Here is a 14,101-nt window from a genome sequence, read left to right as displayed (position 1 = left end):
GGCTCCTGTTGGGGGGCCTCGGACCGGGGCCTTGGCGCGACTCTATTCAATCGGCAGCGCCGTGGGGAGTAACAAGATCGTCGTGAAACCCGCCAGCGGCGGCGCCAGCCAGCGCCGCGCCCGGGCCTGCCCGATGGCGCGCACCCGGCCTTCGGCCTCGAGCTCGGCCAAGGCACGCTGGACGGTGCGCTGGCTGGCCCCGAGCGCCAGCGCCAGGGCCGAGGTCGACCAGGCCGCACCGTCGGACAGCAGCGCCACCAGCGAGGCCTGGTCGCCGTCGATGGGTGGCGCCAGCACCACGGCCTGCCGCTGGTCGCACGGCCTCAGGACGAAGCCGCGCGCGGTGGCCTCGATCCGCGCCAGCGCTGCGACCAGCGCCCGCAGGCGCCCGATCTCGACCCGCAGCCGCGCCCGGTGCGTCTCGTCGGGGTGGCGGGTGCGGAAGGCGCGCGCGATCAGGGCCTCCCGATCGGCAGCGCCGGGCCAGGCTTCGGCCAGTGCGCGCGCCAGTGCGAACAGCACCGGCCGGCGCGCCAGCGGCAGCCACGTGTCACGGGTGCGCAGCCCGTGGCGGCAGGCATCGATCACCAGTGCGCCCGAGGCCAGCAGGGCCGCCACCTCGTCGAGGCGCAGCGCCTCTTCGCCGTCGCGGGAGAGGCGCCGGGCGGCCGGGCGTTCGAGTGCCGCCCGCGCCTCGGCCACCTCGGCCAGCAGGGCCGGCACGCGCGCGCGGCCGGCCGCCGCGTGGGCGCGCGCCAGCGCCGCCTGCGCCGCGTCGGTGCGCAGCGAGCGCAGCGCCAGCTCGGCCGCGGCCAGCTCGGCCACCGCCGCCAGCGACGCCGGCAGGCCCTGGGCATCCAGCGGCGCCAGCGCCGCCGTCGCTTCGTCGAGGCGGCCGAGCAGCAGCAGCCGGCGCACTGCGATCAGCCGCGCCTGCATCGCGTTGGCCGGGTCGGCATGCGCTTCGAGCGTGGCGGCCGCCGCCGCCAGCGCACGCGGCGGGCCGCCGAGGTCGCGCATCGCCAGCGCCACCTCGGCCTCGGCGACCACGCAGCGGGCCCGCGCCAGCGCTTCGTGGGCGCCGAAGCCGCGGGCCGCCAGCCGGAGCAGTTCGCGCGAGCGCGGATGCTCGCCGAGCTGGGCCATGGCGATGCCGCGCAGGGCCAGCGCCGGCGGGTCGTCGCGCAGCGCGATCCGCTTGAGGGCGCCCAGCGCATCGCCGGCGGCGAGCGCCCGCGCCGAAGCGGAAATCAGGGAATCCATGGCGACAGGCTACCGCGATCGCGGTGGACGGCGGCGGGCGCATCGCTTCACAATCGTCCGATGGACAAACGAAATTTCCTGGGCAGTGCGGCGCTCGCCGGGCTATGGCCCGTGGCCGGCGTGTCGGCGGCGGAGCCGGCGCGGCGCGGTCCGGGCCTGCTGACCGTCAGCGGGATGGTCGGCAAGACCAACCGGGGGCCGGTCGATCCGGCGCTCGACCAGCTCATGGTCAAGCACGGCGTCAAGTTCGACCAGGCCTATGTGCTGGACGCCGAGGCCCTGGGCCGGCTGCCGGCGGTCGGCATCCAGGCCACGCTCGAATACGACGCCAGGCGGCATGCGCTCGCCGGTCCGCTGCTGGCCAGCGTGCTGGAGGTGGCGGGCGTCAGCGGCGACGTGATGCTCGGCCTGCGGGCGGTCGACGGCTATGTGGTGCCGCTGCGCCTGGCCGACGCGCGCGCCTACCGCATGATCGTGGCCACCGAGATGGACGGAAAGCCGCTCGCGCTGGGCGGACTGGGCCCGCAATGGGCCATCTACGAGGCCGACACGCTGGCCGCCTTCAAGGACAAGCCGCTCAAGGAGCGCTTCGCCCTGTGCCCCTGGGGCCTCTACAGCATCGAAGTCTCGCGCGCCTGAACCCGAGGAAACACCCCATGGCCAAGCTTTGCGTCCGCAGTTTTGCGGTCTCCCTCGACGGCTACGGCGCCGGGCCGGACCAGGATCTCGAGCATCCGCTCGGGCTGCGCGGCCCCGAACTGATGGAGTGGTTCTTTCCCACGCGCCTGTGGCAGACCATGCAGGGCGGGCAGGCGGGCGGCGAGACCGGCGTCGACAACCGCATGGCCGAGCAGGGTTTCGAAGGCATCGGCGCCTGGATCCTCGGGCGCAACATGTTCGGCCCGGTGCGCGGCCCGTGGCCGGACGACAGCTGGAAGGGTTGGTGGGGCGACGAGCCGCCGTACCACACGCCGGTGTTCGTCCTCACGCACCATCCGCGCGCGCCGCTGAAGATGGCCGGCGGCACCGAGTTCCGCTTCGTCACCGAAGGCATCCACGCGGCGCTCGAGCAGGCCCGGGCGGCCGCGGGCGGCCTCGACGTGCGCCTCGGCGGCGGCGTGTCGACCGTGCGGCAGTACCTGGGCGCCGGGCTGATCGACGAACTCCACCTGGCCGTGCGGCCGGTGCTGCTCGGCGCCGGCGAGGCGCTGTTCCAGGGGCTCGACCTGCCGGCCTTGGGCTATGAGGTCGCCGAGAGCATCGCCGGCGAGCGCGCGACGCATGTGATCCTGCGCCGGCGCTGAGCCTCAGCGGCGCGGCAGGCGGTCGAGCTCTTCCCGCATGCGCTGCTGGAGCATGTCGACCAGCTCTTTGGACTGCAGGATCGCGCTGTGGTCCTCGTCGAAGCCGTGGACCACATCGGCCCGCGACTGCATGCCGCCGCCCAGCATGCTCTGCAGCGACACCACGCCGTCGTTGTTGCCGGAGACGAAGCGCGAACGGCCGCCGTAGCCGAAGAAGAGCGTGTAGCGGATGTCGGCCGGCCGCGCCACCACCGCCAGCTCGCGCAGGTAGGCGGAGTCGGGCGCCATGTCGAGCCACGATCCGGGCACCCGCGTCGGCCCGATGTCGGCCCAGCGCGCCGCCGCGTGGCCCTGCCACGGCGTGGAGATCGTCACCACGTGGTGCACCGGCGGCGTGCGGCCCTCGCGCTGGATGACGTTCAGGGTGCCGCGGGCCACCACGCCGCCCATGCTGTGGGCGACCACGATGCTGGTCGGGAAGCCGTGGCGGTAGTGCAGCTCGTCGAACGCGTTGTTCAGCAGCAGGGTCGACAGCCCGATGGAGACGCCCGAGGGGTAGAAGAAGACCCAGGGCTGGAAGCGCGTGCGGTCGAGTTGCGCGATGACGTATTCCCAGTCGCGCGGCGAGCCGCCGATGCCGTGCACGAAGATCACCGGCACGCGCTTGGGGTCGAAGGGCTCGAGCATGAAGAGGCCCGCGCGGCCTTCCTCGAGGAAGCGCAGGGGCTGGAACATGCCCTCGCGCACCCGCGCCGGCGCGAAGCGTCCCTCGTCGATGAGGGCGGGGGCGCCGAACTCCTCGTTGCGGCGCCGGGCCAGCGCGGCGTAGGCGTCGCCGAAGATGGCCGGCAGGGCAACGTCGGGCGGCCTGGACGCAATCTTGATGCGGCCCAGGCCGGTCGTGGCGGTGGGCGGCTCGTCGACCGCTGTCAGCGGAAGGGCGGTGCCCTCGTAGAGGCTGGCGGGCTCGCCGGCCTGGTAGGCCAGGTCGCGGTTGAGGTCCTCGAACGCCAGGATGCCGTAGCGGCCCGGCGGTGCGGCCAGGTGGTAGACGCCGCGCGTGCGCGGCACGACGTCGAGAAACACCGGCTCGGGCGGGTTGTCGAGGGTGTACAGCACGACCACGATGGGGCCGCGGGCCTCCTGCTCGGTCTCGACGATGCCGGTGAAGTACACCGCCTCGCCGAGCCGCTTCATGTGGCGGTCGGCCTGCAGCAGCGCGCAGCCGCTGGACAACGCGCAGAACGCCATCGGGAGCAGGAGCGCGCGAGCCAGTCGCATCGTCGTGGGGGTTGCTTGGATGGCGGAAGTCTCGGTGGCGCCGGCGCGGCGGTCAAGCCGCCGGGCGGCCGAGCGACAATCCAGCCCATGAATTTCGGAAGAATCCTCGTTCCCGTCGGCGGCCTGGTGCTGCTCGGCCTGGCCTGGCGCAGCTACAGCTGGGGCGGCGTGGCGCTGGTCGGCGGCGCGATCGTCATGTTCCTGCTGATGCATTTCAACCGCACGATGCAGGTCCTCAAGCGCGCGGCCGACCGGCCGATCGGCACCGTCGCCAGCGCCGTGATGCTCAACGCCAAGCTCAAGCCCAAGGTGACCCTGCTGCACGTGATCGCGATGACGCGCGCGCTGGGCGAACTGCGGTCGCCGAAGGACACCCAGCCCGAGCTGTTCCGCTGGACCGATGCCGGCGGCTCCTGGGTCGATTGCACCTTCGCGGGCGGCAAGCTGGTCGAGTGGAAGCTGACCCGGCCGGAAGTGGCCGAGGACGACGCCGCGGCCGACGCACCGAGCGCGGATGCGGTCAAGCCCGGCGCGGCGGACGCGCTGCGCCCGCCGATGTAAGGGCCGGCCTCAGAACGGGGCCGACTCGTCGACCAGCGCTTCTTCGGCGCCGGCCTTGGCCGGGGCGGCGGCCGGTGCCGCGGCCGCGGTCCCCAGCTTCATCTCGCCGCCCAAGGCGTCCAGCAGTTCAGGCACCAGCTGGCCCAGTTCGCCGGTCGCGATCGCCGCGTTGGCATCGAAGTCGTCTTCCTTGCCCTTGCCCGAGGCGGCCGGCGCATCGTCCAGCGTGCCTTCGAGGAACACGATCTTGCGGATCTGCAGGCCTTCGGTGAGCTCGAACGAGACCCGGTCGTCCCAGGTCATCGCGAGCCGGGTCGGGCGCTTGCCGGCGGCGATGTGCTCGCGCACCTCGTCGATGTCCAGCGGGTGCTTGGCGTAGCGCACCACGGCCTTCGATTCGTCGGTGGCCTTGAGCTCGCATTCGCGGTCGATCGTGAAGCCCGCGGGCGGCTCCTGGCTGGACAGCCATTCGGACATCGCCGCCGCGGGCTCGACCTGCGAGTTGACCAGCGCCACCGCGAAGCCGTCGAGCGACTTGACGAGGCTGGTGACCACTTCGTCGGCGCGCGCGGCATTGCTCGAATTCACCACCAGGCGGCGGGCCGCGGGGTCGATCCACACCGCGACCCGCGCATGGCGCGTGAAAGCCAGCGGCAGCAACTCGTGGGTGACCTCTTCCTTGAGTTCCTTCTTTTCCTTCTTGCCGGGCTTGCGGCCGGTGGTGGCCTCGATCTGCGCGGCGCGCTCGTCGACCTTGCGGCGCACGACCGAGGCCGGCAGCGTCTTGGTCTCGACCATGTATTCGAGCAGCCACTGGCCGGCGACCGATTCGGCCAGCGGGCCGTGTTCCTGGCCGCGGGGCTCGACCCAGCCGGCGGCCTTTTCCTGCGACGGGCTGCAGGGCACGAAGCGCTGCGTGGCCAGCCCCTGCTCGACCTGGTCGAGCGACTGCGACCACGTGGCTTCGATGCGGTAGACGATGACGTTCTTGAAGACGGACACGGAAACCCTTTTATCTGGCTGGTTGGCAAAACCGACCATTGTCGGTCCGACGCCCCCGGCCCGCCGCCGTAAAATCGAAAGCTTTTGCGACATACCCCCCCGGTTGAAGGACAAAGACATGAGCGCACTGCCCCCCGCACTGGACGACCGTGACGGCAAGATCTGGATGGATGGCGAACTCGTGGAATGGCGCGACGCCAAGATCCACGTGCTGAGCCACACGCTGCACTACGGCTGCGGCGTCTTCGAGGGCGTGCGCGCCTACCACACGGTCGACGGCACCGCCATTTTCCGGCTGGCCGAGCACACCGAGCGGCTGTTCAACAGCGCCAAGATCCTGCGCATGAAGATCCCGTTCAGCCAGGAACAGGTCAACGAGGCCCAGAAGCAGGTGGTGCGCGAAAACAAGCTCGACAGCTGCTACCTGCGCCCGCTGGTCTGGATCGGCTCCGAGAAGCTCGGCGTCAGCCCCAAGGGCAACAAGATCCACGCCATGGTCGCGGCCTGGGCCTGGGGCGCCTACCTCGGCGAAGAGGGCATGAAGCGCGGCATCCGCGTCAAGACCTCCAGCTACACGCGCCATCACGTCAACATCACGATGACGCAGGCCAAGGCGGTCAGCAACTACAGCAACTCGATCCTGGCCAACATGGAAGCGCTCGACGACGGCTACGACGAAGCGCTGCTGCTCGATGCCAGCGGCTTCGTCTCCGAAGGCGCGGGCGAGAACATCTTCGTGGTCAAGGGTGGCGTGGTCTACACGCCTGACCTGTCGGCCGGCGCGCTCAACGGCATCACGCGCAACACCATCCTGCACATCTGCAAGGACCTGGGGCTCGAGGTGGTGCAAAAGCGCATCACGCGCGACGAGGTCTACATCGCCGATGAAGCCTTCTTCACCGGCACCGCGGCCGAGGTCACGCCGATCCGCGAACTCGACCGCGTCGAGATCGGCATCGGCTCGCGCGGGCCCGTCACCGAGAAGATCCAGAGCGCCTTCTTCGACATCGTGAACGGCAAGAATCCCAAATACGCCCACTGGCTCACCAAGGTCTGAAAAAAGCGATGTCCACCCCCAAGAGCACCATCGAACTCCTCGCCCGCGACCTGAACGACCAGGGCGGCGTGTTCTGCCCGAACCCCAAGGCCGACATGCAGCTGTGGAGCGCGCACCCCAAGGTCTACCTCGACGTCGCGCGCACCGGCGAGGCCAAGTGCCCGTACTGCGGCACGGTCTACCGCCTCAAGGCCGGCGAGGCGGCGGGCCACCACCACTGAGCGTGGCGGGGTGGCTGTGCGCGGCTTGTACCTTGTCAACGTCAAGCTCGGCCGGGGCTCGAACGGCACCCTGCCGTCGACCCTCGCGGGTGCCTACGTGTCGGCCTACGCGACGGCGCCGGACCCCGAGTCGGCCACCCGGCTCGCGGTCACCAAGCTGACCTCCAAAGGCTTCGAGTTCCTGGCCACCCAGGGCCCGGTCAGCCGGCTCGACCCGCGCGAGTGGTCGCGCCATGTGGCGCAGTCGTGGCCCGAGTTCATCGATGCATTGCCCAAGCAGGAAGAACTCGCCGCCGGCCTCGACAGCGAGATGGTCTTCTTCGGTCCGTTCGTGGGCTACGAGCGCCGCAGCGAAGGCAGCAGCCCGCGCCAGGAATCCCCCGGCGCCTGCGCCAGCCGCAGGTAGACCATCGCGACCCACAGCAGCGCCAGCCCGATCTGCGCATCGCGCAGCGCCGAGTTGACGCTGGTGGCGATCAGCAACACCAGCGTGGCGACGAAGGCCTGGCGCCCGGCCAGGTCGTCGCGGCGCCAGGCGATCCAGACCGCGGCCAACATGATCACGAGCAGGCTCAGCGCACCGGGAAAGCCGCTCTGGGCACCCATCCACAGGAAGTCGTTGTGGGGCATGTTCTTGTAGTCGAGCAGCTTGGGCCCGCGCAGGTGCCACTGCTCGGTCCAGCCGCCGATGCCCCAGCCGGCGAAGGGCCGGTCGATCATCATCCGGGCGGTGTCGCGGTACATGTAGTAGCGCACCACCCAGCTGGCCTCGGAGATCTCGCCGGCCTGGGCGGCCTCGATCTCCTGGATGCCGACCGCGAATTTCTGCTGCACCACGGGTGAGTTCCACAGCACGCCGGCCGCGATCACGCCGCCGGCCATCAGCACCAGCGCCAGCACCTTGAGCTGGCGGCGCCACTGGTGCACGCAGGCGGCCGGGATCACCAGCAGCAGCGCCAGCAGCGAGGTCCGCGAGGGCAGGCTGAAGGTGATGATCGCCATCACGGCGGGCACCAGCGCGAACGCCGCGACGGCCCGCCAGCGGCGATGCCCCGCGAGCGACTGGAGTCCGTACACCGCGGCCGTGGCGGCCATGATCGTGAACAGCAGCGCGTTGCTGATCGACTTGTTGCCGATCAGGACCAGCACGCCGCGCCAGGGCTCCAGCATCGGGAAGCCTACCGAGTAGTACAGCGCGATCATCACGATGTTGACCAGCCCGATGGTCCAGAAGCCGCGCAGGGCCCAGATCGCCTCGTCGCGGGTCAGGGCCAGGGCCATCAGGATGGTGGCCGCGATGCGCAGCCCGTGGAACAGGTTGGAGGCGGTCTCGGGGTAGTGCGGCTCCAGCGCCAGCACGGCCAGCGTCCAGGCCACGTAGGCCATCACCGGCCACCACATCGGGTTGCCGCGCAGGCGGATGGCCCGCTCGCGCCAGCCGCCCGCGACCAGCAGCGCGACCATCAGCAGCAGGAAGGACACATAGGTCACGCCGACCGGCATGAACACCGTCAGCCCCCAGAACATGGCTGCGGCGCGAACGATGTGCGATCTCTGCATAGGGGGCGGATTTTAGAGGCCGGCGCAACTCGGGCCGGCGGCGTTGAACCCCGGCCGGGGGCGAGTCAGTGCGGCAACGAGATGACGAAGCTCGCGCCGCCGCCGGGCCGGTCCTCGCAGCGCACGCTGCCGCCGTGGCGCTCGGTGATCGACTTCACCAGCGCCAGGCCGAGCCCGACGCCGCCGTTGCGCTCGCTGGCGCCCGGCAACCGGTAGAAGGGCTCGAAGATGCGCTCGCGCTGCGCCACCGGCACGCCGGGCCCGCGGTCGTTGACGCGGATTTCGGTCTGGCCGGCGCGGCTGCCGATCTCGACGCTGGTCTCGCCGGCGCCGTAGCGCCCGGCGTTCTCGAGCAGGTTGCGGATCGCGCGGCGCAGCAGCCGAGGCACGCCGAGCACCGTGAGCGCGTTGCTGTCGGTGCCTTCCCTCACTTCGAGGTCGGCATCGACGCGGGCGCACTCCTCGGCCGCGAGGCCGGTCAGGTCGACCGTCTCGACGGTGCCCATGTCGGCCTCCCTGGCATCGAGCCGGCTGGCCAGCAGGATCTCGTCGATCAGCTGGTCCAGCTCGGCGATGTTGCGCGAGATCTCGGCGCGTGCGCCCGGGTTGGGCCGCTCGCCCATCAGCTCGAGGCTCATGCGGATGCGGGTCAGCGGCGAGCGCAGCTCGTGCGAGGCATTGGCCAGCAGCGACTTGTGCGAGCGCACCAGCTGCTCGATGCGGGCCGCGGCGGCATTGAAGCCGTTGGAGAGGTCGGCCACCTCGTCCTGCCCCTCCTCGGGCACGCGCACCGACAGGTCGCCCTCGCCCCAGCGCTGGACGCCCCGCTGCAGCAGCTCGAGCCGCTTGGTGAGCCGGCGCACGATCGGGTAGACGCCCAGCGCCACGATGAAGCCCACGATCGCCACCATCCAGCCCAGGCCGAAGGGCGTGCGCCAGGCCAGGAGGCCCGGCGGCGGGCCCGGCGGGCGGCCGCGCGGTGCCACCTGCATGGTGAGGGCGCGGCCGTCGTCGAGCGTGACGTCGAAGGTGAGCCCGGCGCCCGGCACGCGCGTGGCCGTGCCCGAGCCGATCTGCTTGTCGTTCGCATCGAGCACCGCGACTTCGCGCGGCAGCGGCGCCAGCCGCTCGCGCTCGCTCTCGGCGGCCTCGCGCACGATCCAGTTGGCCGTCAAGGTGAGGATGAAGACGCCGGCCACCACCGCCAGCCAGATGCGGACGTAGAGGTGGCGGCGGTAGAGGTTGAGCAGCATGTCAGTGCGCCGCCAGACTTCTAGTCCTGCTGCTTGGCGAAGACGTAGCCGACGCCGCGCACCGTGAGGATGCGCTTCGGGTTCTTGGCATCGACCTCGATCGCGGCGCGGATGCGGCCCATGTGGACGTCGATCGAGCGGTCGAAGGCCTCGAGCTCGCGGCCGCGCACGGCCTCCATGATCTGGTCGCGCGTGAGCACGCGGCCGGCGCGCTCGGCCATCGCCACCAGCAGGTCGAACTGGTAGGAGGTGAGGTCGGCCGGCTCTCCGGCCACCGTGACGCTGCGTGCGTTGCGGTCGATGTCCAGCGAGCCGAAGCGCAGCACGGCCGGGCCTTCGGCCGCGCTCGGGGTCTCGCCGCGGCGGCGCAGCACGGCGCGGATGCGCGCCAGCAGCTCACGCGGCTCGAAGGGCTTGGGCAGGTAGTCGTCGGCGCCGATCTCCAGGCCGATGATGCGGTCCATGGGGTCGCCCTTGGCGGTCAGCATCAGCACCGCCACCTTGGCCTGGCCGCCGGGCAGCGCACGGATGCGGCGGCAGACCTCGAGGCCATCGGTGTCCGGCAGCATCAGGTCGAGGATCACGAGGTCGGGCGAGCGCTGCTGCAGCAGCTCGAGCCCGCTGGCGCCGTCGAGCGCATGCGCGAAGCCGAAGCCCGACTGGGTCAGGTATTCGCCCACCATCTGCGCCAGGCGGGCATCGTCTTCGATCATCAGGAGTTGGGGCGTGCTCATCGGTGTGTCTCCGTGCCGGGTGCCACGGCGGTTGGGCTCAGAAGAGTAGCTTGGCCCCACGCGGTCGCGCGGGCTTGAACGCTGCGTAAAGTTGGGTAAACCTTGGTGACGGCGGTGTCGCTTTCATCAGGGCGCAAAGAGAAGCGGCTCGGACGGCGCGCCCTCGGCCGGCGCGGGCGCCTGGGCCAGCAGGCTGGCCAGCGCCGCGCCGTCCAGGCCCGGATGGTCTCGGGTCGCGCGCCCGAGCAGCTCGCTCGCCAGGATCGTCAGCCGGTCGACCGACTGGCGCATGCGGCGCACGAAGGCGTCGTCGTCGAGCCGGTCGTTGAGGCTGCGGTTGAGTTCCGCGAACCATGGCAGCGCCGCCTGGTCGAGCATCACGGCCGGGTTGCGCCGGTGGCTGACGGCCGACCAGTCGCGAAAGAAGGCCTGCGTCGCGAGGTTGAGCCGCTGGCAGTGATGCAGCTCGTCGCGCAGCCGCCCCAGCACGGCCAGGTCGGTGAGGCGCTGCTGGAAGAAGATCTGCGCCAGCACGCCCCAGTAGTAGGTGTAGTCCCAGATGACCTTGACCGGCAGCACTTCCGGGTCGCCGAACAGCGGGTACTGGTCGGTGTAGAGCGCCAGCGTGCTCTCGTAGAACGAGTGGTAGATCTGGTCGTAGAGCCGGGCCCGCGCCTCCAGCGGATGGCCGGCGCGGTCGTGCGCGACCAGGTCGCAGATGTAGGTGTTGCCGACGGCGATGAAGTCGCTGCCCGGCGAATAGAAGGGGTCGAGGAACAGCCCGGCCTCGCCGGTGAGCGCCCAGCGCTGGCCCGAGAACACCTGCTTGCAGCCGTACGAGAAGTTGCGCAGGAAGGCGAAGTCCTGCAGCAGGTGTCGCTTGTCGGCGAGCGCATCGTGCAGCCGGGGCTGCCAGGTCTCGAGCCACTGCATCGCCCGCTCGAAGCTGTCCATGCGTTCGAGCGGATGCAGCCGCGGGTCGGCCACGATGCCGACCGAATGCGAGCCCGAGGCCAGCGGGATCAGCCACACCCAGTAGCCGGCGCCGACCAGGTGGTTGGTCGACAGCCAGCGCGCGCCGGGCTCGCAGCGCGCGCGCCAGCCGGGCTCGTCGGACCAGTCGTCGATCGCGATGCGCTCGCCGATGCGGAACCACACCGCGTTGCATTCGTGCGCGTTGGGCTGCTGCAGGCCGAGCTTGCGCTTGAGCATGCCGGCACGGCCGCAGGCGTCGACCAGCCAGCGCGATTGGATCGCATGCGTGCGCTCGCCGTCCCACCATTCGAGGCGGTGCGGCGCCCGGGTGTCGTCGGCCAGCTCGATGCGGCGCACGGTCGCGCCGTCGATGAAGCGCACGCCCTGGCGCGCGGCCTCCTCGGCCAGGAAATTCTCGAAGATGCCGCGGTCGATCTGGTAGCTCGGCACCGAGAGGTAGCGGCTGGCGCCGATCTCGGTCACCTGGTCGATGTCGCGCCGCCTCTCGCTGAAGAAGAAGCGAAAGCCGAACTTGCGCAGCTGGGCGCCGTGCAGGTGCGGCTTGAGGCCCAGCACCGTGTCGAAGTAGTGGGCCCCGATCTCGACCGACGACTCGCCCACCTTGTGGGTCGCGTGCGGCACCGGATGGGCGCGCCGCTCGAGCACCACCACGTCGATGCCGGGAAAGCGCTGGCGCAGCTGCAGCGCCAGCGTCAGCCCCGCGAGCCCGCCGCCCATGATGGCGACGTCGTGCGCGGGGCGGCTCGGGTCCATGGCCGTCAGCTCTGCGCTTCGAGCTGGAGTTCGGGTTGCAGCTGGACCTGCAGCGACAGCGTGGCCGACAGCGGCAGCGCGAGCGATTCGGATTCGCCGCGCGCCAGGGCCTCGAACAGCGGCAGCGCATCGGCCATCGCGTTGACCTGCAGCGCGCGCGCCGCGTCGCTGCGCACCGGCGTCGCCGGCAGCGCGCCGGCCGCCAGCGACCATTCGAAGGACGCCACGGTGCGCGCGCTGCGCGTCGGCGAAATCACCAGGGCCACGGCCAGCATCTCGCGGCTGGTGGTCACCGAGGCCAGCGCGCCCACCGCCGGCATGTCGTAGCCGGCCAGCAGCACGGCGCGCTGGTCGGCCGCGCACTGCGCCGCCGCCTCGAGCAGGCCGGAGGCGAAGCTGCTCTCGTAGGCGGCGAGCGAATTGCTGGCCGCCATGCAGCCGGTGCCGATGGTCCAGTAGCCGACCGCGGCGTTGTGCACCGAGTTGTGGAACTTGATCGGCGACAGCAGCAGCGGGTCGGCCGCCAGCGTGCCGCACATGTAGTCGTTGATGCCGAGGTCGCCGTGCGCCGAGGCGAAGACGCACGGCAGGTCGGCCGCGTTGCGGCCGGAGGCCGCGACCGCGGCGCCCGCCACTTCGAGCGCCAGCGCCACCGTGTCGGGCGCGCGGCGGCGCTCGGCCGGTGCCAGCAGTTGCGGCGATGGCCGCTTGGCCGGCGGGTCGGCCGGCGCGCCGTCGCCGCGGAACACCGCGCTGGCGATCTCCCAGCCCGGCAGCGTCGCGGACCAGAAGGCGGGACCCTCGATGTAGAGGGTGGGGGTCTTGTTCGTCGTCATGCCGCGGCTCCCTTGCCGAAGACCAGCGAGCAGTTGTTGCCGCCGAAGCCGAAGGAATTGCTCAGTGCATAGTGCACCTCGCCGCGGGCGGGCTGCAGCTTGATCTGCGGGCCGCACTCGGCGTCGAGCGTGGTGGTGTTGACGTTGCCCGGCTTGAGGCCGGTCTCGATCGCCAGCAGGCTGATCACGGCCTCGACGATGCCGGCCGCGCCCAGCGTGTGGCCGGTGAAGCCCTTGGTCGAGCTGGCGTGCGTGGTGTCGGGAAAGCGCCGCGCCACCAGGGCCCCTTCGACTTCGTCGTTCTTGGTGCTGGCGGTGCCGTGCATGTTGATGTAGTCGATGGCGTCGGCGGCCAGGCCGGCGCGTGCCAGGGCGTCGTCGAGCGCCTTTTCGGCGCCCAGGCCTTCGGGATGCGGGGTCGACATGTGGTGGGCGTCGCTGGCCTCGCCGTAGCCCAGCAGCTCGAGCGCGCCGCGGCCGCGTTCGACCAGCGCGAAGCCAGCGGCCTCGCCCAGGCTGATGCCGTTGCGCGTGGCGTCGAAGGGCCGGCAGGGCTCGGGCGACACCAGTTCGAGCGAGTTGAAGCCGAACAGCACGCTGCCGCACAGCGTGTCGACGCCGCCGACCACGGCCGCGTCGACCAGGCCCAGGCGGATCAGGCGCTCGGCCGAGGCGAACACCTTGGCGCTGGACGAACAGGCGGTGGAGATCGTCTCGGCCGGACCTTCGAGGCCCAGCGCCTGCTGCACGAAGAGCGAGAGCGAATGCGGCGTGTGCACCTTGGGACGCTGCTGGCCGGCGGGGAAGGCGCCGTCGACCAACTGCGTATAGGCCAGCTCGGTCTCGCCGATGCTGGAGGTCGAGGTGCCGAGGATCAGCGCGATGCGGGTCGGGCCGTAGCGCTTGCGGGCGGCCGCGACCGCTTCCATGAAGCCGTCGGCCTGCAGGCCCAGCCAGGCCAGCCGGTTGTTGCGGCAATCCCAGTCGGCGAGTGCTTCGGGCAGGCGGAGCTCTTCGAGCCCGTCGACCCGGCCGATCCAGGTCGGCAGCGGCGCGGCGCCGAAGTCGTTGGCCCGCAGGCCGCTGCGCGATTGCGCGAGCGCGTCGGTGAGGGCGGTCTTGCCCACACCGACGGCCGAGGTCGCGGTGAAGGCGCTGATCTGCAAGGGAGGGATGCGTGAAGGTGTCACGTTGGGCGGGGGCGGTGGGTAAAACACCACAGCCTACCAGCAGCCCGGCGCCCGCCGCAGTCGGCCAAGGCCTCGACCCTGTGCCGCCTG

15 protein-coding genes are annotated in these 14,101 nt (G+C 71.2%); 6 read left to right on the top strand and 9 right to left on the bottom strand.

The window, feature by feature from the left end:
* Positions 1–42: 42 nt before the first annotated feature.
* Entirely contained in the window at positions 43–1,263 is a 1,221-nt protein-coding gene (locus QTI33_RS22185; RefSeq protein ID WP_286508448.1) for a helix-turn-helix domain-containing protein, read from the bottom strand.
* 60 nt (positions 1,264–1,323) lie between these two features.
* Between QTI33_RS22185 and QTI33_RS22180 the strand changes: the two genes are divergently transcribed.
* Positions 1,324–1,902: a putative pterin-binding protein gene (locus QTI33_RS22180; protein WP_286508445.1), complete on the top strand. Its 579-nt coding sequence runs from the start codon at positions 1,324–1,326 to the stop codon at positions 1,900–1,902.
* A gap of 17 nt (positions 1,903–1,919) precedes the next feature.
* Positions 1,920–2,567: a dihydrofolate reductase family protein gene (locus QTI33_RS22175; protein ID WP_286508444.1), complete on the top strand. Its 648-nt coding sequence runs from the start codon at positions 1,920–1,922 to the stop codon at positions 2,565–2,567.
* Between the two features lie 3 nt (positions 2,568–2,570).
* Here QTI33_RS22175 and QTI33_RS22170 read toward each other — a convergent pair whose 3' ends face one another.
* A complete protein-coding gene (locus QTI33_RS22170) occupies positions 2,571–3,848 on the bottom strand; it encodes an esterase/lipase family protein (RefSeq protein ID WP_286508443.1) in 1,278 nt (425 codons plus the stop codon).
* 78 nt (positions 3,849–3,926) lie between these two features.
* Here QTI33_RS22170 and QTI33_RS22165 point away from each other — a divergent pair, with 78 nt between their 5' ends.
* The gene (locus QTI33_RS22165; RefSeq protein WP_286508711.1) at positions 3,927–4,409 is read left to right on the top strand and encodes a glycerate kinase; all 483 of its coding nucleotides are present in this window, start codon (positions 3,927–3,929) and stop codon (positions 4,407–4,409) included.
* 9 nt (positions 4,410–4,418) lie between these two features.
* Here the strand turns inward: QTI33_RS22165 and QTI33_RS22160 are convergent, their stop codons facing one another.
* On the bottom strand, positions 4,419–5,411 hold the full coding sequence (locus tag QTI33_RS22160; protein WP_286508442.1) for a recombination-associated protein RdgC: 993 nt from the start codon (positions 5,409–5,411) through the stop codon (positions 4,419–4,421).
* A gap of 118 nt (positions 5,412–5,529) precedes the next feature.
* Here QTI33_RS22160 and QTI33_RS22155 point away from each other — a divergent pair, with 118 nt between their 5' ends.
* From QTI33_RS22155 to QTI33_RS22145, 3 genes are read left to right on the top strand one after another with little or no spacing between them, the layout of a single operon-like run.
* Entirely contained in the window at positions 5,530–6,468 is a 939-nt protein-coding gene (locus QTI33_RS22155) for a branched-chain amino acid transaminase (RefSeq protein ID WP_286508441.1), read from the top strand.
* A gap of 8 nt (positions 6,469–6,476) precedes the next feature.
* Positions 6,477–6,689, top strand: coding sequence for a zinc-finger domain-containing protein (locus tag QTI33_RS22150; RefSeq protein WP_286374370.1), 213 nt, complete (start codon positions 6,477–6,479; stop codon positions 6,687–6,689).
* A 25-nt stretch (positions 6,690–6,714) separates the two neighbouring features.
* The gene (locus tag QTI33_RS22145; RefSeq protein ID WP_286508440.1) at positions 6,715–7,095 is read left to right on the top strand and encodes a hypothetical protein; all 381 of its coding nucleotides are present in this window, start codon (positions 6,715–6,717) and stop codon (positions 7,093–7,095) included.
* Here the strand turns inward: QTI33_RS22145 and QTI33_RS22140 are convergent.
* The 6 genes from QTI33_RS22140 to QTI33_RS22115 form a co-directional block, all read right to left on the bottom strand.
* Positions 7,026–8,249: an O-antigen ligase family protein gene (locus tag QTI33_RS22140; RefSeq protein ID WP_286508438.1), complete on the bottom strand. Its 1,224-nt coding sequence runs from the start codon at positions 8,247–8,249 to the stop codon at positions 7,026–7,028. The genes QTI33_RS22145 and QTI33_RS22140 overlap by 70 nt on opposite strands.
* A 65-nt stretch (positions 8,250–8,314) precedes the next feature.
* A complete protein-coding gene (locus QTI33_RS22135) occupies positions 8,315–9,502 on the bottom strand; it encodes a HAMP domain-containing sensor histidine kinase (RefSeq protein WP_286508437.1) in 1,188 nt (395 codons plus the stop codon).
* Positions 9,503–9,522: 20 nt separating this feature from the next.
* Entirely contained in the window at positions 9,523–10,236 is a 714-nt protein-coding gene (locus QTI33_RS22130) for a response regulator (RefSeq protein ID WP_286508435.1), read from the bottom strand.
* A gap of 126 nt (positions 10,237–10,362) precedes the next feature.
* Positions 10,363–11,985, bottom strand: a complete 1,623-nt coding sequence (locus QTI33_RS22125; protein WP_286508434.1) for an NAD(P)/FAD-dependent oxidoreductase — start codon at positions 11,983–11,985, stop codon at positions 10,363–10,365.
* A gap of 5 nt (positions 11,986–11,990) precedes the next feature.
* Positions 11,991–12,821 (bottom strand): beta-ketoacyl synthase chain length factor, encoded by an 831-nt coding sequence (locus tag QTI33_RS22120; protein ID WP_286508433.1) that lies wholly within the window; start codon positions 12,819–12,821, stop codon positions 11,991–11,993.
* Complete coding sequence (locus QTI33_RS22115; RefSeq protein WP_286508710.1) at positions 12,818–13,996, bottom strand: beta-ketoacyl-[acyl-carrier-protein] synthase family protein; 1,179 nt, start codon at positions 13,994–13,996, stop codon at positions 12,818–12,820. Before QTI33_RS22115 ends, QTI33_RS22120 begins: the two co-directional genes overlap by 4 nt.
* Positions 13,997–14,101 lie beyond the last annotated feature (105 nt).

The organism is Variovorax davisae (assembly GCF_030316845.1).
GTDB classification, from domain to species: Bacteria; Pseudomonadota; Gammaproteobacteria; order Burkholderiales; family Burkholderiaceae_C; genus Variovorax; species Variovorax davisae.
Note: the sequence above shows the minus strand (reverse complement) of the source record. Positions and strands in the feature narration are given on the sequence as shown.

Coding starts and splice junctions, on each gene's coding strand:
- QTI33_RS22150 (WP_286374370.1), top strand. CDS start 6,477: ATGTCCACCCCCAAGAGCACCATCGAACTCCTCGCCCGCGACCTGAAC.
- QTI33_RS22180 (WP_286508445.1), top strand. CDS start 1,324: ATGGACAAACGAAATTTCCTGGGCAGTGCGGCGCTCGCCGGGCTATGG.
- QTI33_RS22185 (WP_286508448.1), bottom strand. CDS start 1,263: ATGGATTCCCTGATTTCCGCTTCGGCGCGGGCGCTCGCCGCCGGCGAT.
- QTI33_RS22135 (WP_286508437.1), bottom strand. CDS start 9,502: ATGCTGCTCAACCTCTACCGCCGCCACCTCTACGTCCGCATCTGGCTG.
- QTI33_RS22170 (WP_286508443.1), bottom strand. CDS start 3,848: ATGCGACTGGCTCGCGCGCTCCTGCTCCCGATGGCGTTCTGCGCGTTG.
- QTI33_RS22175 (WP_286508444.1), top strand. CDS start 1,920: ATGGCCAAGCTTTGCGTCCGCAGTTTTGCGGTCTCCCTCGACGGCTAC.
- QTI33_RS22155 (WP_286508441.1), top strand. CDS start 5,530: ATGAGCGCACTGCCCCCCGCACTGGACGACCGTGACGGCAAGATCTGG.
- QTI33_RS22120 (WP_286508433.1), bottom strand. CDS start 12,821: ATGACGACGAACAAGACCCCCACCCTCTACATCGAGGGTCCCGCCTTC.
- QTI33_RS22125 (WP_286508434.1), bottom strand. CDS start 11,985: ATGGACCCGAGCCGCCCCGCGCACGACGTCGCCATCATGGGCGGCGGG.
- QTI33_RS22140 (WP_286508438.1), bottom strand. CDS start 8,249: ATGCAGAGATCGCACATCGTTCGCGCCGCAGCCATGTTCTGGGGGCTG.
- QTI33_RS22130 (WP_286508435.1), bottom strand. CDS start 10,236: ATGAGCACGCCCCAACTCCTGATGATCGAAGACGATGCCCGCCTGGCG.